The sequence below is a fragment of the Hujiaoplasma nucleasis genome, assembly GCF_013745115.1.
In the GTDB taxonomy this organism is placed as follows: Bacteria; Bacillota_I; Bacilli_A; order Izemoplasmatales; family Hujiaoplasmataceae; genus Hujiaoplasma; species Hujiaoplasma nucleasis.
Map to the genome: position 1 here is coordinate 1,378,940 of NZ_CP051151.1, position 22,873 is coordinate 1,401,812.

The window sequence follows — 22,873 nt, forward strand, 5'->3', positions numbered from 1 at the left end:
AAAATGAAAAAAATAGAGAAATTGTCCGAAAAGGAAATAGGCATGCCTTATTCTCATGATATAATTGTGAATTGTTTTGCCCATAATATTGAGGAAAAGAAAGTCGTTATGGATATTGATTTAATTGTTGCCTATAAAGAGAAAAGATTTGTTAAATATATTTTTATTGAAGTAGCTAATGTAATATATAGGAAAACTGATCCTTGGGGGGGAGATGCTTCATTAAATGGGGTTGATATTTTCCGTGTAGATGAAGGCTATCAATTTGAGTTTTTATTCAATAGTGGCTCGACCATAAAATTTAAATGTAAGAATTTTTCATTTATGCTTTAAAATAACTAATTGTTTGGCAGCCATTTTTTTTAGGATAGTTATAAAAAATAAATTTATTTTCTCTCAAAAATAATAATCCCATTGGGAATGCAGATTAAATGGGGTAGATTGTTGTTAAAAGGAACATAGAATTCAGTTATGTTGTATTATTTATTGTATTGTCTTTTGACAAGTTGTAATCAATGATATAGGTTGGATACATACTACATACCCAATTTAATAAAGAAAATTATGAGGTGAGAATGTATGATATATGAACAATTTGTAAACTTTGTAGATTATGTTCTTGTTTGGTTATCAAACAGAGAAGAGTTAAACAAAAATAAAATATTAGACATTAGAGACCATATTATTTATGGTGAACCAGGAGTTTCTCTTCATATTGCAATGTTTTTTTTCAAGAAAAATAAGATCATGATTTCTAAAGGGGATTATCAAGTTTTTAAAAAATATATAGAAGATATGACTGATTTAAAAAAGAAGTATGAAGATTATTTTGATAAGTTTGTAGACGATAGCAATGAAGAAAAACAAATTTTTAAGCATGAAAAATTCAATTCAATCAAGAGAAGTTATGGTATTTTTGAAGATTTAATAAAAAAAGAAGATATTCTTTGTGGTCATTCTTTGTTTTCATATAAGGTATATAACCAATATATTTGTGATGCGGACAAGTTATATTACATTTACGCTATACTAAAGACAGATAAAACACGATACTATTTAGTGAAAGTAAAACATATTCTTATATTTTTGCCGAGTGAAACGTTTGAAATGAAAGATGATATACTTCCAGAGCAATGGATTGAAACAAAAGTAACTATTCATTCAAATAAATATAAATTAATTGGTTACAAACCTTTCGTGGATGACTTTAGAATAATTAACCGTACTAATTCTAGTTTTTCCGATATTAATCTAGATAGATATAAAAGACGTAACATTAAAGAGTTAGATACAGATTATTATAATTTGATTCATTTTATCAAATAGATTACACATGTCAAAAATTAGTCATTTAAGTAAGAAACTTTTTCGTTAACTTCAGCAATCCATATATAGTGTTTATAATCGGAGCTATCAAAATAAAGAAAAACTCGTTTAATAAAAAGAAAAGAAACTTTTGTACAATAATAAGTATGGAAGTTTTTTTATGTCAAGTGTCAGAAGACAGAGAAGATAACACTAGAAAAAAGAAGTGAAGAAGTGTGATGATAATTTAATTAATGGTTAATCATATAATAATTTTCACAATAAATATGATTATGGTAAAATAACGGTCGAATCAAGGTTAAGAATTAATAAATGAGATTGTGATTAGGATTTAATGAATAATGGTTAACCTAGGTAAGACAATGTTGGTAACATGGAACGTTTTGAAACCTTAAAAAGACCGCTCGATATTTAAAAGAAGAGAAACCTGGCAATAGCTAAAATTCAAAAAAAGATATTGAATCGAGCATAAATATAATAATGGTGTATAAGCAAGCCCTCTTTTTAGCTTTATATTATATAATTGATTAAAAATATGATATATAGGTTATTGCAAAAAACTTTTATTCATATAATACACCGTATCGGGCAGCTCAACTTATGAAATAAAAGCAAATCTATGATTTGCCAACCTTAATAATTAAATTTAATCCTTATTAGGCTTTGCTTGACAAAGCCGAAGAAGAAATCACTTGTGATGACAGACCGACAACTTGTTGGCGGTCCAAATCTCCAAAAAAAATACAAAAATTTTGTATAATGATTCCTGAAGAAGCATCGCTTCATCAAATATAGAATACATCTAATATAAGAAACGATTATAATACCAATATAGAACTACGGTTTTTATATATATCACCTACGTAAAACTAGCATCACTTACGATTAATTGCATTATCACCTACGAAAAGTAGGGGTTTAAACCAAAAAAAAGATGAATCAAGTTATGATCCATCTTCAGAAGAGAGAAAAACTATATTACGAAAGACCCATGGGAGGAATCATGGGTTCTTTTCTATTTAAAATATCGGCTTAATTGTTGTATTGTAACCATAGCCTACTAGCCTGGTCTTAGTTCCATCTAAATAGGTTAATACTCTATATACATCCTCATCTTTAACTTTTAATAATAGGTTCTTACCTGTGAATTTTGGGATGATATAGTCAGTGGTGAGCTTATCATGGATCACTTCCAAGAAGTGGAATGATTTTAACCACCGGAAGAGCACTTGTTTGTCCTCGTTGAATGCCTCACCTTCTTTATGGAGTATTAAGCCTTTAAGATATTTGTTTTTTTGTTTGTTCAATAGTTTCTTTAAGTTATTACCAAATTGTTTAATGTTTCTTAGTAATGAGATAATTCTATATTTAATCGATTTTCTAAAACGTATGGATCCTTTTGCATTATCATTGTATGTTTGATATAAATCAATGATTCTATCCCAGTTCGCTCTTATCTGATGATAAGAACCTTTCTGACCATAGTTAAAGCGCTGCTCAACAATAATAGTCTCACGCTTCTCTTTAAGGATGTCTTTATTGGTTTCATCTTGTTTAATATAACCAAGCTGAATGGCCATGTATCGATTGGATAAATGTGAGATAGATTTCTTGATTGAATGAAAGTGAGCGATTAGCAAGTGCTTAAGCTTTAACCATTCAGTCACATGATCACATTGATAATATCTTTGATAGACTGATTCATCATCATTTTCTTTACCAACATTATGGAATTTGATGTCATATTGTTGTCTAATCATATCATTAAGCTTATCAAGTACCTGGTTATCATTCATTGTATTCATACGATAGAAAAAACCGACAATTTTACGGATTGAGACTTTGTGTTTTTCATAAGCTATCTTCATCATAGAAATGACTTCTTGTGAAAAGACTCTTTTATCACTGATGTTATAAGTCAGTTCATGTAGTTTGTCTTCAAAACGCATATTGTCGCTCCTTTCATTTATTTTGCAATATCGATTATAAGTTTAGTGATGATCACATAAGTGAATAGATTCATAATGACATTGATGATATTAAAGCCTATATTAATGTCTGAAATCATAAGTATGGATAGGGTGATAAAATGTAGGGCAATAAGGACTAATACCATGGCTATCTTTCTTATCTTGTCTGTCTTAATCATGAGTAGTCTTTGTCCTCGATGAAGAAAGCTTTAAGCATGGTCTTATGATGATAGAAGGAGAGTATTTTTTTATGGAATAGTTTCGATAATAGTGATGTCGCAGTATTGAATGACTTATCGAACAAGAAAGCAAACTCTCTTGCATTATCAAGGACAGTCACAAGGTTGTCGTACTTATCATAGATCGATATGATGAACTTGCCTTTGTATAGATTGTTATTTGGCATAGGAACTCCTTTATATGATTAACCACTTTAAGATGTTGTTTGGCTTGTTGGTTGGCGGCAACAATATATACATTCTATCGGAGGAATAAAATGAAATTAAACAACATCTTAAAAAGGTTAAGCACCTTTTACTATAAAAACTCTTTGAAAAATGAAGATGAATTTTTTGAATTTGAAGAAATAAGAGAAATTATCAAAGGCTTATAGCCCTTTTTTTGGTTTAATAGACCTGGTCAGCAAACAATCCCATACCTGGCTTTTTAGTCATGTGAACAACCTGATCATGCATAGAACCTTGAATGTGATCAACAACTTTATGAATATCATTGTAATGGATGGTTGGAATCAAGGTTTCGTTGATGTCATCTAGGTGGATATGTTTATATGTGTTTTTCATATTGTGAAACAAGATAAGATTTTTAAGTTTTGATTTCTTGGGCGGATTGATACCTAATGTCTTTAATGCTTTTATGATATCCCGGTCATATTCAGAAGCCTTGATGATAAAGGTGTTGGGCAAACGAATCTCCTGGTTATTTAACCATGAATGAAAGTTTAATCTGACAGCTGTCTTTGTTTGAAAAGGTATGCGGCGTTTTGATTGTGTTTGGACATGTTTCATGATGATCTCTTTGTTTTTGAGTCTTGGAAATAACAAATAGTCTTTACCGTTGAATAGATATAAATTTTGTTTCATATTGAGAACTCCTTTACATAATATATTAAAAGCAAACCATAAAATGATTTGCTATATTCAGTCGATATTAGTTTACTAGAGTACGGACTGTAAATCTGCTCCCTACGGGTTCGGCGGTTCGAAACTGTCCCCCTCCACCATATTTTTATTGTCAGCGAAAGCTGATTTTTTTTTGCAAAAATTGATTCATCTTACCTAAATTTACTAATCAATATATTCTTATCCTTAATTCCTTGCAATCAATTGACAGTTGTGGTTTTAAGGACTATAATATTAGTATATAAGGGTGGGATAATGATGAAAAAACTAATTATAAAAGGTATTTGCTGTCGCGGATGCAAAAAACAATTAGAAACTATTTTCAATAACATATATGGTATAAAAAATGTTCGTGTTTCAGATGAAGATTGTTCGATTTCTTATGATGGTTATGTTTCGAAAAGAGTCATTGAACAGGCTTTAAAGGGTACCGATTATGAAGTAGAAAAGTATATTTCGGAACCTAAAAAATAAAGCCCAATGGGGCTTTTTTTTTGCTTTGTTAAAAAGCCTTAAAAAAGACTTGGAAAAAAAATTACAAGTGTTATAATATAATAGTCATTATTCTTAAAGAGGTGAATGAAGTGGAAAACTTAATTCGTGATATCATTGAACTTGATAAACAAAAAAGATTAGAACTTGAAGCTCTTGAAAATGAGAAAAGTAAAATTGGTTCATTTATTAGAGAAAAGCGTCAGGAAATCGAAAGTAAATACAGAAAAGAAGCTAATGATATTTTTGCTAAGAAAAAAGCTGAAATGGATAAACAAATTTCTGAAGCTGAAGATCAAGCTAAATCTAAATATCAAATTTCAATGAAAGAAATTGAGATGGTTTTTGATAAACACCATGATGAATGGATAAATGATCTTTATGAATACTGTGTTAACTTTGATATGAAGGATGAGTTATAGTGAACTTTGCTGGCAACGCAATCATATCTAAAGCTAAATCTATGTATAAGGACAGGTTAAAACCTGAAGATTACGAAGAGTTATTAAAATATAATCAGCTTTCTGAAGTGGTTGCTTATTTAAAAAGAAATAATAAATATTCAAATACTTTAAATGAAGTTTATGAAAATACAATTCATCGAGGTCAATTGGAAGAACTTATTAGAAAATCTTATTTTTTTAATGTGGCAAAGATTGTAAGTTTTATTTCAACCAAAGATCGAAAATTTTATGAATTGGATATGATTAAACGTGAAATTGAAATTGTTTTATCAAGTCTAAGATCTGTAATATCTGGTGATATTAAAAGTTCTGTTAGAGATTTACCTTTATTTTTTAAGAAACATGCGAGTTTCGATATTGAAAAGGTAACTAAGTCTCTAACTTTTCGTGATTTATTATTTAATTTAAAAGATACAAGATATTATGATATCTTACAACCTTTTTATAAAGATGACCCAATGATGATTAAATATGCTGATATTGAACATGCTATGATGGCAAAGTATCATAACATTGTTGTTGAAAGAATTAATTTTTATTTTAAAGGTAAATTAAGAAAAAGATTAATGGATATATACCAAACCAAGGTTGAAGTTGATAATATAATCAAAATTTACCGTTTAAAGAAGTTTTATGATGCGCCTGAAGAAGAAATTTGGAAGGCCATGATTACTGAAAATATTAGGATGAGTAAAGAACAATTACAGGAACTTATAGAGTTAAAAAATCCTAATGATGTTTTAACTGTGATTTCAAAATCACAGTATCAAGATTTTATTGATGAAGATGACTACGTTTATATTGAATATCAAGCAGAACGTATTAAATATCATTTGGCGAAAAGGTATATGTATTTCTCTACTGAACCCGCTATTGTATATACAGTTTTTATTTTCTTAAATGAAATTGAACAAGCAAATATCTTTAATATTATTGAAGGTATTAGGTATGACATCAGCAAGGCTGATATCAAGCGCATGCTGATATATTGAGGTGATTTTATGGCAATTGCAAAATTAAATTTAGTGAATATATCATCAAAAAATAAAAATCTTGATCAAGTTTTGGAAAAATTCGTGACTTTAGATTATGTACATCCAGTTGTTGCGAGCGATATCGTTGATAAGGTTCATGGATTAACGTCTTATTCGACAGAGAATCCTTGTAATATTATTTTAAAAGAACTTGAAGAAATTGAAAAAGAAAATGATATAGTATTACCAACGATTGGTGTGAATTCGATTGATTATACTTTAGATAATATGAGAGATTATATTCACACAACCCACGATAAGATTCAAAATTTATTTAATCAAAGAAAAGACGCTGAATTATTAATTAAGAAATATACTGATGCGTTGAATCAAATTAAAGATATTGAGAATTTAGATATTTCTTTAGATGATTTATTTGGATGTGATTATCTTAATTCTCGTGTGGGTAGAATTCCTGTTGATAGTTTAGAAAAATTAAATTTTTATAATGATAAAGCTTTTATTTTTCAATCATTAAGGGTTGATAAGGGATATTGTTGGTGTATATATATTACAACTGATGATAATGAAAGAGAAATAGATAATATCTTTTCATCTTTGTTCTTTGATCGGATTCATATACCTGATTTTATTCATGGTACGCCTATTTCTGCTCAAGAAACTTTAAAATTAGAGTTAGATGTGGCACAAGGTACTTTAGATAATATTAAGAAAGAAACTGATGATATTTTAAATAAAAATATTGATAAGCTTAAAGAAATGAAAAGCGAATTGTTATTTTTAGAAAAAGTTTATGAAGCTAAAAAATATGTTGTTGGTTTGGGTTCTATATTTAATATTAACTGCTTTGTTGAAAAAGAAAATGTAGAAAAGTTAAAAGATCATTTTGCAAGAATAGAAGATGTTGAAATTGAGGTTAGGCCTGCTGATTCTGATAACCGATTAACTCCTCCAACAAAATTAAAGAACAATTGGTTTACAAAACCATTTGGAATGTTTGTGGAAATGTATGGGGTGCCTGGCTATAAAGATATGGACCCAACCTTGGTGGTTGCTATTACATATTCATTATTGTTTGGAATCATGTTTGCTGATGTTGGGCAAGGACTTGTCTTAGCTTTACTGAGTTTTCTTTTATATAAGAAAACTAAAATGTCTTTGGCGGGTGTTGGGATTAGGATTGGTTTAAGTTCAGCTTTCTTTGGGATATTCTTTGATTCAGTCTTTGGAGAACATGGTATGATTGCGCCTTTATTTGAATCATTAGGTATTTCATTCTTACCGCTCCATGCTATGGATCCTTCATCAACGATGACTTTATTGATAGGGACAGTAGCTTTGGGTTCAATGATTATTTTGACAGCTATGCTGATTAATATAAGAACATCAATGAAGGCTAAACATTATGCTAAGGCATTATTCTCACCTAATGGTGTGGCAGGATTCTTGCTTTATGGGTATGTGTTAACCACTGTTGCTTTTATGTTTTTGACTGAAATAGATTTGTTACAACCAATATTTATGATACCTTTTGTTTTCTTACCTTTATTAACGATTCTTTTTAAAGAACCATTAGAAAGACTAATGGAAGGTCATAAGTTATTCCCTGATGGTTTTGGAGGTTTTATTACAGAAGCTTTCTTTGAAACCTTTGAAACAGTTTTATCATATATTACAAATACCATGTCTTTCTTACGTGTTGGCGGATTCGTCTTATCACATGCTGGGATGATGTTGGTGGTATTTTCTTTAATGGAAATGTTTGGGCCAGTTGGCGCAACAGTGACCTTTATTTTAGGTAATTTATTTGTTATGGCGCTTGAAGGCTTAATTGTGGGTATTCAAGTGTTGAGATTAGAGTTTTATGAAATGTTTTCAAGATACTTTGAAGGAAATGGTATTCCTTTCAAATATAATGAGTAATTTAGGAGGATTAGACAAATGTTAAGTGTTTTAGAAATTATTGTTCCATTGATATTAGTGATTTTAGTTGTATTACCTTTGGTAAAAGTATTCGCAGGGAAAACCACATTGCAATCTGCTAGAAAAAGATTATATACACATATTTCTTTATTCTTCGGTTTAATTTTATTTGTTTTTGTATGGCAATTAAGTGGTACTAGCTTATTTGCAGCAGAAACTGCTGAAACTGTAAGTGGTGAATTCGCTGGATCAATCGCTCAAGGTTTAGGCTTCTTAGGGGCTGCATTAACAACTGGTGTTGGATCAATTGGTGCAGGTATTGCCGTTGCTGCAGCTGCTCCAGCAGCTATTGGCGCTTTCTCTGAGAACGAAAAGAACTTTGGTAAATCATTGATTTTCGTTGCTTTGGGTGAAGGTGTTGCTATTTACGGTCTACTAATTTCAATCTTAATTATCAATAAATTATAATTAAAAGAAAGTGATAAAATGAAGTTCTTCTTAATCACAGACAATATTGATTCTTTAATGGGAATGCGCCTTGTAGGAATAGAAGGCGTTATTGTTCATGACCGAAAAAAAGTAATTCAAGAAATAGAAAATGTATTGCATGATGAAAGTGTTGGTATTTTACTGATTACAACTAAGCTTGTTGATTTGTGTCCAGAAGTTATTTCAGAGTTGAAATTAAAAAGAACTAGGCCTTTAATTGTTGAGATACCTGATCGTCATGGCGGAAAAAAAATAGGTGTTTCGATTGATGAGTATGTAAGTGATGCCATTGGCGTTAAACTGTGAGGTGACTTATGCCATATTATAATAATGACGATCTGTTTCGATATTTTTCTAGATATATCAATCAAAAAGCAGATGAAAAAATAGAAAAAATAAAAAAAGAAATAGAAACTGAAAAAAAGAATGCCTTAGAAAGAATTGATCAAGAACTTCATAAAAACATTTTTAGGGGTTTAGATATAGAACTATCTGAGTTAAATTCTGATTTTTCAGCACGAATGAATAAAGTTAAAACAGAATATTCAAAAGTTTTAATGGAAAAAAGAAGTGAATTGTTGAACTCAATTATCGTTGAGGTTCATCATAAATTGTCTGGTTTTAACCAAACGAAAGCTTATGAAAACTTAATGATAAAGCAGATTAAAAATATTAAATCTGATTTTTGTACAAGTAAAGTTGAGTTTCGTATCATGAAGAATGATCAAATTATGAAAAAAGTCATCGAAACTCATTATCAAGGAGATTTTGAAATTAAAGAAATCGCTGAAATTGAAATTGGTGGTTTTTCTGTATTATGTTTTGATTTAGGAATTATGACTGATCAAACTATTGATACTCGTTTACAAGAGAAAAAACAATGGCTCTATGAACATTCAAAATTAGCCGCAAGTCAATAAGAGGTGAAGCATGAATAATAAAGTTTATTCAATTAATGGACCAGTTGTTAAAGTTAAGAATGCAAGTAATTTCCAAATCATGGAAATGGTTTTTGTAGGTAAAGATCGTTTACTTGGTGAAGTTATTTCAATTAGTGATGATTTTACCGTGATTCAAGTTTATGAATCAACCGTAGGTTTAAAACCTGGTGAAGAGATCATCGCCACAGGAGAAAGTATTTCTGTAACTTTAGGACCTGGATTATTAACCAATATTTTTGATGGTATCCAAAGACCATTGAAACAAATATATGACCGAGAAGGTCAATTTATAAAAGCAGGAACAGATGTTGATATCTTAGATTTTAATAAATCATGGGATGTTCATTTCACTGTTAAAGTTGGTGACCAAGTTGAATTTGGTCAGATTTTTGGTGAAATTCAAGAGACTTCTTTAATAAAACACCGCTTATTAGTACCTAAGGGTAAAGATGGTGTAGTTAAGTCTATTAAAGAAGATGGGTCATATAAGTTAAAAGATGTCTTAATGGTTGTTGAAGATAAATATGGAAATACCCATGAACTTAACATGATACAACGTTGGCCAATTAAAAAACCAAGACCTACAAAAGAAAGATTGCCTTTATCTATTCCTTTAGTGAGTGGACAGAGGGTTATTGATACTATGTTCCCTATAGCCAAAGGTGGTACTGCTGGTGTTCCTGGGGGATTTGGTACAGGGAAAACCATGATGCAACATCAATTTGCGAAATGGTGTGATGCAGATATTATTGTCTATATCGGTTGTGGAGAACGTGGTAATGAGATGACTCAAACTTTAGAAGAATTCTCTGAACTTATCGACCCTAAATCAAATAAACCTTTAATTGAAAGAACAGTTTTGATTGCTAATACATCAAATATGCCAGTTGCTGCTAGGGAAGCTAGTATTTATACTGGTGTTGCTATTGCAGAATACTATAGAGACATGGGTTACCATGTTGCTGTGATGGCTGACTCAACAAGTCGTTGGGCTGAAGCCTTAAGAGAGATCAGTGGGCGTTTGGAAGAAATGCCTGCAGAAGAAGGGTTTCCTGCTTACTTACCAAGTAGGATTGCTCAATTCTACGAACGTGCTGGTTATATGAACACCATGAGTGATTTAAGGGGTTCTGTTTCTATTATTGGGGCAATATCTCCACAAGGTTCTGACTTCTCTGAACCTGTGACTCAAAACACAAAAAGATTTGTAAGATGTTTCTGGGCTTTAGATAAAGAGTTAGCTTATGCAAGACATTACGCTGCTATTAACTGGAATCTATCTTATTCTGAATATATTAACGATTTATCAAAATGGTATAACAAGCAAGTTGGGGTTGAGTTTTTAGAATCTAGACAAAAATTCATACAAATTCTTGCTGAAGAAAATAAACTAATGGAAATTGTTAAGTTGATTGGTAAAGATGTTTTACCAGACAATCAAAAATTAATTTTAGAAATAGCTAGGGTTATTAGAGTAGGTTACTTACAACAAAATGCTTTCCATAAAGATGATACTTTTGTTCCATTAGAAAAACAGTTAATGATGATGAATTTAATCTTGTATTTACAAAAAGAAGCCACAAGAATTATTAAACAAGGTAAAGCATTTAGCTTGTTGGTAAAATCTAATGTTTTCGAAAAAGTGATTAAAATTAAATATGAAGTACCTAATGATCAACTTGTTTTGTTTGATAATTACTATAAAATGATTGACGAAGCATTACACGCCATAAAATAGGAGGTTATACTGTGAATTTACAATATATAGGTTTAAAAGAAATCAATGGTCCATTAATTTTCTTGAACCATGTAAAGGGTATATCCTTTGAAGAGATGGTTGAAATTAAATTAGATGATGGATCTGTTAGACATGGTCGTGTTGTTGAAATTAAAGGCGATATGGTTGCTATATTGGTCTTTGAAGGAACCCATGATTTGTCATTAAAAAATACGACTATTAAGTTTTTAGGACATTCTATGGAAATTGGTTTGTCTGAGAATGTATTGGGTAGAGTTTTCAATGGTTTAGCTGAACCTATTGATGATTTAGGCCATGTTTATGTAGATAAGTTTTTTGATATTAATGGGTCAGCTTTAAATCCAGTTGCTAGAGTTTATCCAAGAGACTATATTAATACAGGAATTTCTTCTATTGATGGTTTGACAACTTTAATTAGAGGACAAAAATTACCAATATTCTCTGGTTCTGGGATGCCTCATAATGATTTGGCTGTTCAAATTGTTCAACAAGCCAAATTATCTGATGAGAAGAAAGAAAAATTTGCGATTATATTTGCTGCCATGGGCGTGACTAATGATGTAGCAAATTACTTTAAAAAATCTTTTGAAGAAGCAGGTGTTTTTGATAAAGTTGCAATGTACTTAAATTTAGCTGATGACCCAATTATTGAAAGAATTTTAACACCTAGATGCGCTTTAACAGCGGCTGAATATTTAGCTTATGAAAGAGACTATCATGTCTTGGTTGTGATGACTGACATGACTTCTTATTGTGAAGCTTTAAGAGAGTTTTCTTCATCTAAGGGTGAAATTCCCGGTCGTAAAGGATATCCAGGTTATTTATATTCTGATTTAGCTTCTTTATTTGAAAGAGCAGGTATTATTAGAAATGCTAAAGGATCAGTAACTCAAATACCAATTTTATCAATGCCTAATGATGATATTACTCATCCTATCCCTGACTTAACAGGCTATATTACTGAAGGTCAAATAGTATTAGATAGGGAATTACATCAAAGAGGAGTATATCCACCTATAGGCGTTTTACCATCATTATCTCGTTTGATGAAAGATGGTATCGGTCAGGGTTATACAAGAGAAGACCACCAACCAATGATGAACCAATTGTTTGCATCATATGCAAGAGTTATGGATGCTAGATCACTAGCATCAGTTATTGGTGAAGATGAATTATCTCCTGTTGATAAATTATATATGGTTTTCGGTCGATTATTTGAAAATCATTTTATTTCTCAAGGAAAAAAGAATCGCTCTATTATTGATACTTTAGATTTAGGTTGGAGATTATTATCGTTCCTTCCTAAAGAAGAGTTAGACAGAACTGATGAAATGATTTTAGATCGTTTTTACAATCATGAAGATGCCCTAGTTTATTTTAATATTGAAGAAGATGTAATCATAAAAGAGTTAAATAAAGAAGGTCGTTAATTATGGCTAATAAACAAGTCTTTCCTACAAAAGGGAATTTATTGGCGCTTCAAAAATCAGTGAAATTAGCTCAATTAGGTTATGAATTAATGGATAAGAAAAGAAATATTCTTATTCGTGAAATGATGGAACAAATCGAAAAAGTAAGATCTTTAAGAGATGAGATAGCGGATATTTTTAAAAAAGCCTATTTCACTTTACAAGAAGCAAATATCACATTGGGTGTTATTGAGGATATAGCTAAAGCTATTCCTATTGATAATCATTTAGACATTACTTATCGATCAGTCATGGGTGTTGAGATACCCAAAGTTTTATATAATCATGAGAAAGTATCTTTAAGATATGGTATTTCAAATACCAACACTAAATTTGACTATGCTTATAAATCATTCTTGAAAGTTAGAGATTTAATTCTTATTTTAGCAGAAGTTGATAATGCATTATATAGACTAGCTGACGCTATTAGAAAGTCTAGAAAAAGAGCAAATGCATTAAAAAACATTGTAATTCCTGATTATAAAACTAAAATTAAGTTTATTAGTGATACTTTAGAAGAAAGAGAAAGAGAAGAGTTTTCTCGAAGAAAAATTATTAAGTCCAATCAAGAAAACAAATAAAAAACTTGACTAATTAGCCAAAATATAAGATAATGATATTTGGCTATTTAGGGGTGTGGTGTCAACGGTAGCACAGCGGTCTCCAAAACCGTTAGTACGGGTTCGAATCCTGTCACCCCTGCCAATATAAAATGATGTGGCTTCCAAAAGTTGGAGATATGGTATTTAAAACCATATACTTTAATCAAGGGAGCCTTTTTTATATGAGAACAACATTAAAAGAAAAGATAGAAATGTGCGAAGAGTAGCTAATCAAATTATTCAATTATAATTATCAATTTTGTCATTGTTTAGTTAATCTGTTTAATATATAATTAGTTAAATGCAATATTATTTTGGAGGATTTTTTTTATGAAAAAATATTTGTTACTTTTTTCTTTTTTATTTGTTCTATTTACTTTAGGCTGTGAAGGACTATCAACAGAGGAACTTACAGAAGCTCCAACAGAAGAGTCGACTGAAGCACCTACAGAGGAGCCAACAAATGAGCTAACAGAGGAACCTACAACTGAAGAGCCAACTACAGAAGAGCCAACTACAGAAGAGCCAACTACAGAAGAACCAACAACAGAGGAAAATGATAGTCAAATTATCAATCAAGTGATTGTTGATAATGACATGATGAAAATTACTATTCTTGAAGCATATGAAGATAGTATCTGGGGATATACTTTAAAGATATATCATGAAAATAAGTCTGATATGAAACTTATGTTTGCTTTAGATGATGTAATAGTGAATGGATATGTTATTAGTGCTTTATGGGCCAATTCACTTCCTGCGGGTGCTAAAGCTACTGAAACAATTAACTTGTCTTCATCAGATATGGAGGATTCAGGAATAACTTCTGTGGATAAAATAGATTTATATATGAGAGTATATGACTATGATGATTGGATGGCTGATAATTTAATCAATGATATTTATACTATATATCCAACTGGACTAACTGAAGAAGAAATCATATCTCCTGAGAGACCATCAAGTGATAATGAGTATATTCTTGTTGATAACGAAGATTTGACATTTATAATTATTGAAACGTATGATGATAGTATTTGGGGTTATAGTCTAAAAGTCTATCTTGAAAATAAGACTAATTCTGAACTTATGTTTGCCTTGGATGATGTTTTGGTTAATGGATATGTAATTAGCTCTCTATGGGCAAATTCAGTCCATGCTGGTGTAAAAGATATTGATGAAATTAGCTTGTCTTCATTAGATATGGAGGATTCAGGGTTAACATCGGTGGATAAAGTAGATTTGTATATGAGAGTATATGACTATAATGATTGGATGGCTGATGATTTAATCAATGATATTTATACTATATATCCAACCGGACTAACAGAAGAAGAAATCATATCTCCTGAGAGACCATCAAGTGATAATGAGTATCTAGTGGTTGATAACGAAGATTTTAAATTTATTATTATTGAAACCTATGATGATAGTATTTGGGGTTATAGTCTAAAAGTCTACCTTGAAAACAATACAGATTCTATACTTATGTTTACATGGGAAGATGTTTTGGTAAATGATATTGCGATTGATCCTTTTTGGGCAAAGGAATTGGTACCTAATAGCAAAGCTGTTATCTCAATAAGTTTCCTTGAATCTGTTTTTGAAGAAAATGGTATTGAGATTGTGGATAAAATAGATTTTATACTAAAAATTTATGATTCAATGGATTGGATGGCTGATGATTTAATAAATTCATCATTTATATATAGACCATAAATTAAAAAATAATTTTGTAATTCAAAATTACAATATTATTTGCGTTTTTTATAATTTTTTATGAATGTGATGGTTACTTTCTATTAAAGATATTTATATTACAACCAAGCTATTATTTTGCTTGGTTGTTTTTTAGAAAGATGAATGGAACTTAATTTCTTTTGAGAAGTTTTATTCAAAATATTGTATATATTTATAGGTTATTATTGAAAATTTCAATATTATGCTTAATTGGAGGTTTATGAAAGATTTAATTCATATTATTTTAGGTGTTTTTGTATTAGCAATTATATACTTCGCTTATGCAAAAAATGATAAAGGTTAAAACTTGTTTCTTTTGTTATACTTGCGTCATTAGGACTTACCATGGTCTTATCTGGCATGTCTGGACTGATAGCCGATATAGATTTTCTAAGTTTTTATGTTAAAATTCTAAATGGTGTTCAAAGTATAGTCGTATATATTAAACTTGGACTGATTGTGTTTATTGTTTTATTCTCTACATTTAAAACAAAGAATAAACTTATCCTAATTTCGACAATTGGATATGTTGTTCTAACTTTATTGTTAGATTTTGGCGTATTTTAATCAATTTTATTATAATGACACCTCTATTAATAAAGAGGTGTTTTTTAATAGAGTAATGATTGAAAAGCTTTATGATTGTGATACAATAATAAATAAGGGTTTCATTCAATCATTCTATTTATAATATTAAATTTTTTATTTTTGATGTTATAGAATAGAAAAATCACAAAAAAAGGAGAGTTATATTTAATTAAATTAAATATACAAAGACTATGTACGCAAAAAATATTTGGAAAAATGCAGATGTAAAGAAAGTAAAAGAAATAATGGATTTTAATGAGGGATATAAGTCTTATATCTCATTGGGAAAAACTGAAAGATTATGTGTGAATGAATCAGTAAAAATTGCTGAAGAAGCAGGATATAAAGATTTATCTGCTTTTAAATCATTGAAAAAAGGTGATAAAATCTATGCCGTCAATAAAAACAAGAATATTGTTTTATTTGTTATTGGTGAAAAAGATATCACTGAAGGAATAAGAATATTAGGTGCTCACATTGATTCACCTAGATTAGATGTAAAACAAAATCCTTTATACGAAAAAGAAGAATTTGCTATATTAGATACTCATTATTATGGTGGAATCAAAAAATATCAATGGGTAACAATTCCTTTAGCTATTCATGGTGTTGTATGTAAAAAGGATGGAACCACTATTACAATTAATATTGGTGAAGATGATAATGATCCGGTATTAGGTATTACAGATTTATTGGTTCATTTATCTGCTGATCAAATGAAAAAAACAGCTAGTCTTGTCATTGAAGGCGAAAATTTAGATGTTACTTTTGGTAATATACCTTTAAAAGATGAAGAAAAAGACGCTGCTAAAGCTAATATTCTGAAGTTATTAAAAGAAAAATATAATATTGAAGAAGAAGATTTTATTTCTTCTGAGTTAGAATTAGTGCCTGCGGGTAAGGCTAGAGATTATGGTTTAGATCGTTCTATGGTTGCTGGTTATGGACATGATGATAGGGTGTGTGCTTATACATCTTTAAAAGCTGTCATAGATATTGAAAATCCTGAATATACTGCTTGCTGTATATTAGTGGATAAAGAAGAAATCGGTAGTGTTGGTGCAACTGGAGCTTCTTCTTTATTCTTTGAGAATGTTGTTGCTCAATTATTATCTTTGACAGGTAAAACTTCTTATTTAGATTTAAAAACAACCATGACAAATTCAAACATGTTATCATCTGATGTATCAGCTGCCTTAGACCCATTATATTTATCAGTTTCTGATAAAAACAATAATGCTAAATTTTCTTATGGAGTAGTATTTAATAAATACACAGGTTCTAGAGGTAAAAGCGGTTCGAACGATGCTGAACCAGAATACATAGCATGGATAAGAAGAATCATGGATGAAAATAACATTCACTACCAAACAAGTGAACTTGGTAAAGTTGACCAAGGTGGCGGTGGGACTATCGCTTATATTCTTGGAGAATATAACATGAATGTTATTGATGCTGGTGTGGCTGTGTTAAATATGCATGCACCAATGGAGATTGTTTCAAAAGCTGACGTTTACGAAGCTTACTTAGCTTATAAAACATTCTTAGTTAAATAATATAAACGGGCTATAGAATGAAGGTTATTCTTGCAAAAACACAAAAAGATATCACTGATCATTTCTATGTGAGAGGTATGGTTTTTGTTGTTGAACAAAAGATTGATTATGAAATAGAATTTGATGGTTTGGATGGGGAGTGTATTTTGTTTACTGCTTATATAGACGATTTGCCTGTAGGTGCTGCAAGGTTATATAAGAATAAAGTAGGTAGAGTTGCGACTTTAAAAGCCTTTAGGCAACAAGGTGTTGCATCAGCAATCATGAAGGAAATAGAAAACTATGCCTTAAAACATCAAATGAAGGAACTCATTCTTCATGCTCAATTGTATGTAAAAGATTTTTATTATAAAAGAGGATATTTGCCAATTGGAGACATATTTCAAGAAGCTGATATAGATCATATTAAAATGATTAAGAAGTTATAAAAAAATACAACATATCAAAATGATATGTTGTATTTTTATAGAATGTTAAATAAATCTTTCAATTTAGTGATTGTGTAGGTGGGTGAATTATCTAAAGTGTTTTCATTTTTATTAGGGTTAAACCAAATCGTATCAATCCCTGCGTTAAAACCACATTGGATATCTGAAGATAAACTATCACCAATAATGATGATATCATCTTTATTGTGATGGTTTATTAGCTTTAGAGTATGATCTATAATTTTAGGATCAGGTTTCATGATTTTTATTTCATCTGAAATCACTGTTAGTTCAATAAAAGGCTTTAATACTGAGTTTCTAATGCGCTTATTTTGTACTTCTTTAAGCCCATTGGTAACAATGACTATTTTATATTTCTTTGATAAGTATTCAATGATTTCATATGCATCTTCATATAATATTGAGGCGTTTGCTAGGTATTGAGTATATATATTAGTGAAATTTTGAGGGTCTCCTTGGATATTGCTTGCTTTCATAAATCTCTTAAATCTCTCGATTTTTAGTTTGTCTTGACTGATTAAACCTTGTTCTAATTCGCGCCAAGTTTCTTCATTCTTTTCTATATAAATAGGAAACAAAGATGAAAAATCATTTTCTTTACCTATATCATTAAGAAAGTTCTTGAAAGCGATTCTTTCAGATTGATCAAAGTCGAATAAAGTTCGATCCGCATCAAAAATTAATAACTTGTAAGCCAAAGTATACCTCCTCTTATTGTATATAGTATAATAGAATTATATGGATTGTGCAATTCTTTTGATATAAGCAATTAGTATAAAAAGTTTTATTGATATTTTTGCTACAATACGATTACGGAGGTATAAAATCTTGAGAAAAGTAGATATCCAAGCGGCTATTAATTGGATTGATGGTAAGTTAGAAGATGACTTCAGTTTGAATGAAATAAGCGCATACCTTGGTTATAGTAAATTTCATACAAGCAGAGAATTCAAAGCCTTTACGGGTAGTACTCTTAAAAGATATATAATGTTGAGAAGACTGACTAAAGCTGCCAAGGATATTCGTGACTTAAACATAAGAATTATTGATGTTGCTATTAAGTATGGATTTAATTCACAAGAAGCATTTTCAAGATCGTTTAAGAATACTTTTGGAATTAACCCAGGATTATATCAAAAAGAAAATAAACCAATAAAGTATTTTCTAAAAAAGGATGTTTTATTTCCTAATAATCTAAATCAAAAAGGAGAATTAATGATGATTAAAGATGAAGAAATCAGAGTTAAGTTAGAAGAAATAAAGGAACATAAGTTGGTCTTTATTAAAAGAAGTGGGGTCAATAATTATATGGATTTTTGGGAAAAAGTAGACCAAGAGCCTAATATGGATTGTGATGAATTACATGGTGTATTTGCTAGTATTCCAGGAAATTATAAAGAGGGTTTTGGTGCTTTTACAGAAGACGGATATTTGTTTGGAAAAGATTGCCCTCTAGATTATGATGTATCAATGTATCCTTTTGAGGAGAAAATTATTGATACTCAAAAATATTTAATATTTGAGCATCCTGGACTTTCTGAAGCTGAGTTTGGACAAGCACTTAAACAGGTTAGAAGAGTAGCTTTAGAGAAGTTTGATTTTAAACTACACGGTTATGAGATAGATGATTCATTCGTAAAAGCTTATGAACATAGTGGCATGGAAATTTCATATTATTTTATTAGGATACCTTTAAAGAGTAAATAAAAAAATGATGCCCTGCATATTTTGCAGGGCATTTCTTATTCAATGATTGAATTAAGATATTGGTCTATAAAAAGAATTCTTTCTACTAACCAAGCTTTAAATTGTTCCTTTCCATCATCTTGTGAAGTTAATTCTTCTTGATAATATAGGTGCCATCCACCAGTTTCCCTAGTGTTTTTCCACATATTATGATTTTGGATAAACAATTCACTATAAGTATTTGTGTATACATCTATGTTGGCCATTGCTTGGTCTAATAATCCATCATCTTGATTGATTTCATTCCATTTTTCAAGGACATAAGCATTAAACCATGATAAATTACCTAAATCATATAGTAAATGATAGAGATGAATAGAATCATATGATAAATCATTGATATGATTTCCATAAGATAAGTCGTGGTCCCAAGTAGGACCAAACATTAATTTTCCACCCTTGTCTTTATATACAAAAGTAGAACTATAGTTATTGTCCATATCATTTGTTAGTAATTGTAAAATATACATATCCACCGCTGATTCTATATCTACTAGTGCTGATATTGCTTCTTCACTCTTATCAACATATATAGCATCATAGACATCAATCATATAATTTTGTATATAAGTGACTTGTTCAGGTGATTTTGCGTCACTTTTAATGACGTAGAAAGAGACTAAACTAGAATATAGATATTGTGATATATTCCAATACCCTATTTCACCAGGAGCTGCAGAGTAACCTGGAATATCAAACCATCCAGTCATGTAAGCCCCTTCTTCATCACGACGATATTGATCGCATTCTAGTTCAAGCAAATAGCCTGTATCAACGATGGTTGGATTATCAATACCACTTTCATCAATATTAACTCTATTTTCGTTGACATGAGTTTGTTCTGCAACAAGATAAACACCTTGATAATTATTGTTTAAATAGACTTCTACAAACATGGTATCTGAGACAAAAGTATGTCTTAATAATTGGCTAGCCAAATCAAATGTAGTTTTATTTCTTAGCATTGAAAAATCAACATACTCTGCCAATAATAACCAAGATTTAGATGGTCCATTACCCATACCTAATAGTTGAATATCTTCATCAAATTTAAGTCTGTATGGTTTTTTTGCATATTGTTGAGTCGAGTTACCTCTTAATCTAATGCCTGCTTGTAAGTTAGAGAAATCATAAACGCCTTCCTTGGTTGTTAGTGATATAAGTGCGCTTAAGTAAGTTTCATCGCTAGAAATATCTTGTGAATTATTGGTCTGTATTCTTATAATAGGCATAAGTAATTCTTCTGGTTCTGAAGTAGTCAGAGGTTGAGTTGGTTCTTGTGTCACGGGATTTGTTGGTTGATTGGTAGTTAAATTAACGCTTGTTTGTTCATTTGTTTCTTGATTAGTTGTTTGATCTAATTGCACACACCCAATAAGTAAAAACATTGACAAAAGTAAGTAAAATAATGATACCCATTTTTTCATAAATTACCCCCATATAGTATTAATTTCAGTATAGCACTTTTAAAAATGAAGAAAATAGACTTTCTATTTTTTTTATAATATTTTTATTCAATTTTTAATGATGAGCCATATTTTTGTAAAATTACCATATTAAGACATAATTTTACTTGTAAGTATATGGGTGACTATGATAAAATGATGCAAAAATGAATGGATGGTAGAGGATGAAAAAAATTAAAAAATTATTCATTTTTATCTTTTTCTTAATATTTGTTGGGATTTTACTGGTTTTTATTCCAAAACCAAAGTATGCTAATAAAAATCCTTTTCTAGCAAAAGATGGTAAACCTTTAGTCATGGCACATGCTGGAGGAAAAGGTGTTTATCCTGACAATACAATGGCTGCATATAGATATTCATTCGATTTAGGTGTAGATGTTTTAGAAATGGATGTTCAATTAACAAAAGATGGAATTCCTGTTTTACTTCATGGAGAAAATGAAACTGGAAATACCAGGTCTCATTCTAATTGTGATACCCTTGTTTGGGAAGAAAACTATATTGATTTATTGAATAATTGTAATTTTGGATATCATTATCAAGAGGATGATGGTAGATATTTATATAAAGATATGAGTCAAACTGAATGGCACTCAGTTGGAGTTTATTTAGCAAGCTTGGAAGAGGTTTTTCAAGAGTTTGGTAAACAAATATTATATAATATAGAAATTAAAGCTGATAGCGATGCGCCAAGAAACGAAACAGCTGACGCTGTTGTTAAACTGATAGAAGATTATGATCTTGTTGATTATGTATTGCTTGCGACTGCCTTTGATGATATTGGTGAGTATATTGTTGAAGAATATCCTAATATCTATTTATCTATGTCTTACGGACCCGCCATAGATTTTGTTGTAAACACATATACATTAACAACAATATTTAGAGGCAAACCAGCTTATGCTGCTATGCAAGTGCCTATCTCATATGATTTACCTGTTATTGGTGATTTTGCAGTTAACCGTTGGCGAATTATCCATAGCCTTCACCAACAAAATATGGCTATACACTTTTGGACAATTAATGATGAAGAAACAATGAGAGCGCTTATTAATCAAGGTGTTGATGGTATCATTACGGATTATCCAGAACTACTAATTAATATTTTAGAAGAAGAGTAAGATAATTATGTAAAAAAAATAGTCGATAATTTCGACTATTTTTCAATTATCTATTTACTTTTCCTTTTTATCGATAATTTTATTGAGTTCATTAATTGAATGAGCCCAACCCAATTTGTTTTCTTCATAAACCTTTTGGCCATCTGGTAAATTCTCAAAACCTGTTTGTTTTATGGTTAAAGTATGGTCCTTTAATATATAGAAAACATCTAGGGTGTATTTTTTATCATAATGTCGATGAGGATTATATGTTCTAATATGAATGTATTCATTAGGGGTTTCTTCAATAATCTCTCCTTCTAGAAGGACTATTTCTCTTAAATCTTTTTCTATATACCACGTCATAGACTCTTTGTTTTTACGAAGTAAACAGCCCATGTATTCTTTCACATAGTGATTATCAAACAATATTTTCCAAATAACTTTTCCTTTTAAATATGTATGAATAGAATATTCAATTATATTAGACATGGTTCATCTCCTTTGGTTTTATTATACTACTGAATGCTCTTTAATAAAAGGAACAAAATATTATCAAAAAAAACTTTTTTAAATCCCTTATATTATGTTGATAATTCTTTTATTTTTTTTCGATTATGATATAATGAAATAGACTGAAAGCGTTTTTAAGTGGA

General features: G+C 30.1%; 25 protein-coding genes and 1 tRNA gene. 19 read left to right on the forward strand and 7 right to left on the reverse strand.

The window, feature by feature from the left end; genetic code table 11:
- The first annotated feature begins 3 nt into the window (after positions 1-3).
- On the forward strand, positions 4-333 hold the full coding sequence (locus HF295_RS06655; protein ID WP_312031392.1) for a hypothetical protein: 330 nt from the start codon (positions 4-6) through the stop codon (positions 331-333).
- A 246-nt stretch (positions 334-579) separates the two neighbouring features.
- Positions 580-1,326, forward strand: a complete 747-nt coding sequence (locus HF295_RS06660) for a hypothetical protein (protein ID WP_312031393.1) — start codon at positions 580-582, stop codon at positions 1,324-1,326.
- A 1,019-nt stretch (positions 1,327-2,345) separates the two neighbouring features.
- Here the strand turns inward: HF295_RS06660 and HF295_RS06665 are convergent.
- The 4 genes from HF295_RS06665 to HF295_RS06680 form a co-directional block, all read right to left on the reverse strand.
- Positions 2,346-3,275, reverse strand: a complete 930-nt coding sequence (locus HF295_RS06665) for a hypothetical protein (RefSeq protein ID WP_312031394.1) — start codon at positions 3,273-3,275, stop codon at positions 2,346-2,348.
- A 17-nt stretch (positions 3,276-3,292) separates the two neighbouring features.
- On the reverse strand, positions 3,293-3,475 hold the full coding sequence (locus tag HF295_RS06670; RefSeq protein ID WP_312031395.1) for a hypothetical protein: 183 nt from the start codon (positions 3,473-3,475) through the stop codon (positions 3,293-3,295).
- On the reverse strand, positions 3,472-3,702 hold the full coding sequence (locus tag HF295_RS06675) for a hypothetical protein (protein ID WP_312031396.1): 231 nt from the start codon (positions 3,700-3,702) through the stop codon (positions 3,472-3,474). Before HF295_RS06675 ends, HF295_RS06670 begins: the two co-directional genes overlap by 4 nt.
- 220 nt (positions 3,703-3,922) lie before the next feature.
- Positions 3,923-4,399 carry a hypothetical protein gene (locus tag HF295_RS06680; protein ID WP_312031397.1) on the reverse strand — a complete coding sequence of 159 codons (477 nt, stop codon included), beginning with the start codon at positions 4,397-4,399 and terminating at the stop codon, positions 3,923-3,925.
- Positions 4,400-4,696: 297 nt separating this feature from the next.
- Between HF295_RS06680 and HF295_RS06685 the strand changes: the two genes are divergently transcribed.
- From HF295_RS06685 to HF295_RS06755, 15 genes are all read left to right on the forward strand, one after another.
- Positions 4,697-4,912, forward strand: a complete 216-nt coding sequence (locus tag HF295_RS06685) for a heavy-metal-associated domain-containing protein (RefSeq protein WP_312031398.1) — start codon at positions 4,697-4,699, stop codon at positions 4,910-4,912.
- Between the two features lie 110 nt (positions 4,913-5,022).
- Positions 5,023-5,352, forward strand: coding sequence for a hypothetical protein (locus HF295_RS06690; protein WP_312031399.1), 330 nt, complete (start codon positions 5,023-5,025; stop codon positions 5,350-5,352).
- Positions 5,352-6,386 (forward strand): V-type ATPase subunit, encoded by a 1,035-nt coding sequence (locus HF295_RS06695; protein ID WP_312031400.1) that lies wholly within the window; start codon positions 5,352-5,354, stop codon positions 6,384-6,386. The genes HF295_RS06690 and HF295_RS06695 overlap by 1 nt, the downstream gene beginning before the upstream one ends.
- A gap of 9 nt (positions 6,387-6,395) precedes the next feature.
- A complete protein-coding gene (locus HF295_RS06700) occupies positions 6,396-8,312 on the forward strand; it encodes a V-type ATP synthase subunit I (protein ID WP_312031401.1) in 1,917 nt (638 codons plus the stop codon).
- A gap of 18 nt (positions 8,313-8,330) precedes the next feature.
- Entirely contained in the window at positions 8,331-8,780 is a 450-nt protein-coding gene (locus tag HF295_RS06705) for an ATP synthase subunit C (protein ID WP_312031402.1), read from the forward strand.
- An 18-nt stretch (positions 8,781-8,798) separates the two neighbouring features.
- Entirely contained in the window at positions 8,799-9,107 is a 309-nt protein-coding gene (locus HF295_RS06710; protein WP_312031403.1) for a V-type ATP synthase subunit F, read from the forward strand.
- A gap of 8 nt (positions 9,108-9,115) precedes the next feature.
- Positions 9,116-9,721, forward strand: coding sequence for a V-type ATP synthase subunit E family protein (locus tag HF295_RS06715; RefSeq protein WP_312031404.1), 606 nt, complete (start codon positions 9,116-9,118; stop codon positions 9,719-9,721).
- A 10-nt stretch (positions 9,722-9,731) separates the two neighbouring features.
- The gene (locus HF295_RS06720) at positions 9,732-11,480 is read left to right on the forward strand and encodes a V-type ATP synthase subunit A (protein ID WP_312031405.1); all 1,749 of its coding nucleotides are present in this window, start codon (positions 9,732-9,734) and stop codon (positions 11,478-11,480) included.
- Between the two features lie 11 nt (positions 11,481-11,491).
- On the forward strand, positions 11,492-12,931 hold the full coding sequence (locus tag HF295_RS06725) for a V-type ATP synthase subunit B (RefSeq protein WP_312031406.1): 1,440 nt from the start codon (positions 11,492-11,494) through the stop codon (positions 12,929-12,931).
- A gap of 2 nt (positions 12,932-12,933) precedes the next feature.
- On the forward strand, positions 12,934-13,551 hold the full coding sequence (locus tag HF295_RS06730) for a V-type ATP synthase subunit D (RefSeq protein WP_312031407.1): 618 nt from the start codon (positions 12,934-12,936) through the stop codon (positions 13,549-13,551).
- 49 nt (positions 13,552-13,600) lie between these two features.
- Positions 13,601-13,675: transfer RNA gene (locus HF295_RS06735), tRNA-Trp, on the forward strand.
- A 227-nt stretch (positions 13,676-13,902) separates the two neighbouring features.
- Entirely contained in the window at positions 13,903-15,291 is a 1,389-nt protein-coding gene (locus tag HF295_RS06740) for a hypothetical protein (protein WP_312031408.1), read from the forward strand.
- Positions 15,292-15,672: 381 nt separating this feature from the next.
- On the forward strand, positions 15,673-15,879 hold the full coding sequence (locus tag HF295_RS06745) for a hypothetical protein (RefSeq protein ID WP_312031409.1): 207 nt from the start codon (positions 15,673-15,675) through the stop codon (positions 15,877-15,879).
- Positions 15,880-16,091: 212 nt separating this feature from the next.
- Complete coding sequence (locus HF295_RS06750) at positions 16,092-17,456, forward strand: aminopeptidase (protein ID WP_312031410.1); 1,365 nt, start codon at positions 16,092-16,094, stop codon at positions 17,454-17,456.
- A gap of 17 nt (positions 17,457-17,473) precedes the next feature.
- Positions 17,474-17,884, forward strand: coding sequence for a GNAT family N-acetyltransferase (locus HF295_RS06755; protein WP_312031411.1), 411 nt, complete (start codon positions 17,474-17,476; stop codon positions 17,882-17,884).
- A gap of 35 nt (positions 17,885-17,919) precedes the next feature.
- On the opposite strand, the gene HF295_RS06760 is transcribed toward HF295_RS06755, so the two are convergent.
- On the reverse strand, positions 17,920-18,603 hold the full coding sequence (locus HF295_RS06760) for a YjjG family noncanonical pyrimidine nucleotidase (protein WP_312031412.1): 684 nt from the start codon (positions 18,601-18,603) through the stop codon (positions 17,920-17,922).
- A 130-nt stretch (positions 18,604-18,733) separates the two neighbouring features.
- On the opposite strand from HF295_RS06760, the gene HF295_RS06765 reads away from it, so the two are divergent.
- Positions 18,734-19,612, forward strand: a complete 879-nt coding sequence (locus tag HF295_RS06765; RefSeq protein WP_312031413.1) for a helix-turn-helix transcriptional regulator — start codon at positions 18,734-18,736, stop codon at positions 19,610-19,612.
- Between the two features lie 35 nt (positions 19,613-19,647).
- Here HF295_RS06765 and HF295_RS06770 read toward each other — a convergent pair whose 3' ends face one another.
- Complete coding sequence (locus HF295_RS06770; RefSeq protein WP_312031414.1) at positions 19,648-21,078, reverse strand: CotH kinase family protein; 1,431 nt, start codon at positions 21,076-21,078, stop codon at positions 19,648-19,650.
- Positions 21,079-21,281: 203 nt separating this feature from the next.
- Here HF295_RS06770 and HF295_RS06775 point away from each other — a divergent pair, with 203 nt between their 5' ends.
- Positions 21,282-22,238: a glycerophosphodiester phosphodiesterase family protein gene (locus HF295_RS06775; RefSeq protein ID WP_312031415.1), complete on the forward strand. Its 957-nt coding sequence runs from the start codon at positions 21,282-21,284 to the stop codon at positions 22,236-22,238.
- Positions 22,239-22,292: 54 nt separating this feature from the next.
- Here HF295_RS06775 and HF295_RS06780 read toward each other — a convergent pair whose 3' ends face one another.
- Positions 22,293-22,709: a hypothetical protein gene (locus HF295_RS06780; RefSeq protein ID WP_312031416.1), complete on the reverse strand. Its 417-nt coding sequence runs from the start codon at positions 22,707-22,709 to the stop codon at positions 22,293-22,295.
- Positions 22,710-22,873 lie beyond the last annotated feature (164 nt).

Bases quoted from the DNA above. Each gene is read 5' to 3' on its own strand.
- HF295_RS06655 (WP_312031392.1), top strand. From the start codon at position 4: ATGAAAAAAATAGAGAAATTGTCCGAAAAGGAAATAGGCATGCCTTAT.
- HF295_RS06660 (WP_312031393.1), top strand. From the start codon at position 580: ATGATATATGAACAATTTGTAAACTTTGTAGATTATGTTCTTGTTTGG.
- HF295_RS06665 (WP_312031394.1), bottom strand. From the start codon at position 3,275: ATGCGTTTTGAAGACAAACTACATGAACTGACTTATAACATCAGTGAT.
- HF295_RS06670 (WP_312031395.1), bottom strand. From the start codon at position 3,475: ATGATTAAGACAGACAAGATAAGAAAGATAGCCATGGTATTAGTCCTT.
- HF295_RS06675 (WP_312031396.1), bottom strand. From the start codon at position 3,702: ATGCCAAATAACAATCTATACAAAGGCAAGTTCATCATATCGATCTAT.
- HF295_RS06680 (WP_312031397.1), bottom strand. From the start codon at position 4,399: ATGAAACAAAATTTATATCTATTCAACGGTAAAGACTATTTGTTATTT.
- HF295_RS06685 (WP_312031398.1), top strand. From the start codon at position 4,697: ATGAAAAAACTAATTATAAAAGGTATTTGCTGTCGCGGATGCAAAAAA.
- HF295_RS06700 (WP_312031401.1), top strand. From the start codon at position 6,396: ATGGCAATTGCAAAATTAAATTTAGTGAATATATCATCAAAAAATAAA.
- HF295_RS06705 (WP_312031402.1), top strand. From the start codon at position 8,331: ATGTTAAGTGTTTTAGAAATTATTGTTCCATTGATATTAGTGATTTTA.
- HF295_RS06710 (WP_312031403.1), top strand. From the start codon at position 8,799: ATGAAGTTCTTCTTAATCACAGACAATATTGATTCTTTAATGGGAATG.
- HF295_RS06715 (WP_312031404.1), top strand. From the start codon at position 9,116: ATGCCATATTATAATAATGACGATCTGTTTCGATATTTTTCTAGATAT.
- HF295_RS06720 (WP_312031405.1), top strand. From the start codon at position 9,732: ATGAATAATAAAGTTTATTCAATTAATGGACCAGTTGTTAAAGTTAAG.
- HF295_RS06730 (WP_312031407.1), top strand. From the start codon at position 12,934: ATGGCTAATAAACAAGTCTTTCCTACAAAAGGGAATTTATTGGCGCTT.
- HF295_RS06740 (WP_312031408.1), top strand. From the start codon at position 13,903: ATGAAAAAATATTTGTTACTTTTTTCTTTTTTATTTGTTCTATTTACT.
- HF295_RS06745 (WP_312031409.1), top strand. From the start codon at position 15,673: ATGTCTGGACTGATAGCCGATATAGATTTTCTAAGTTTTTATGTTAAA.
- HF295_RS06750 (WP_312031410.1), top strand. From the start codon at position 16,092: ATGTACGCAAAAAATATTTGGAAAAATGCAGATGTAAAGAAAGTAAAA.
- HF295_RS06755 (WP_312031411.1), top strand. From the start codon at position 17,474: ATGAAGGTTATTCTTGCAAAAACACAAAAAGATATCACTGATCATTTC.
- HF295_RS06770 (WP_312031414.1), bottom strand. From the start codon at position 21,078: ATGAAAAAATGGGTATCATTATTTTACTTACTTTTGTCAATGTTTTTA.
- HF295_RS06775 (WP_312031415.1), top strand. From the start codon at position 21,282: ATGAAAAAAATTAAAAAATTATTCATTTTTATCTTTTTCTTAATATTT.
- HF295_RS06780 (WP_312031416.1), bottom strand. From the start codon at position 22,709: ATGTCTAATATAATTGAATATTCTATTCATACATATTTAAAAGGAAAA.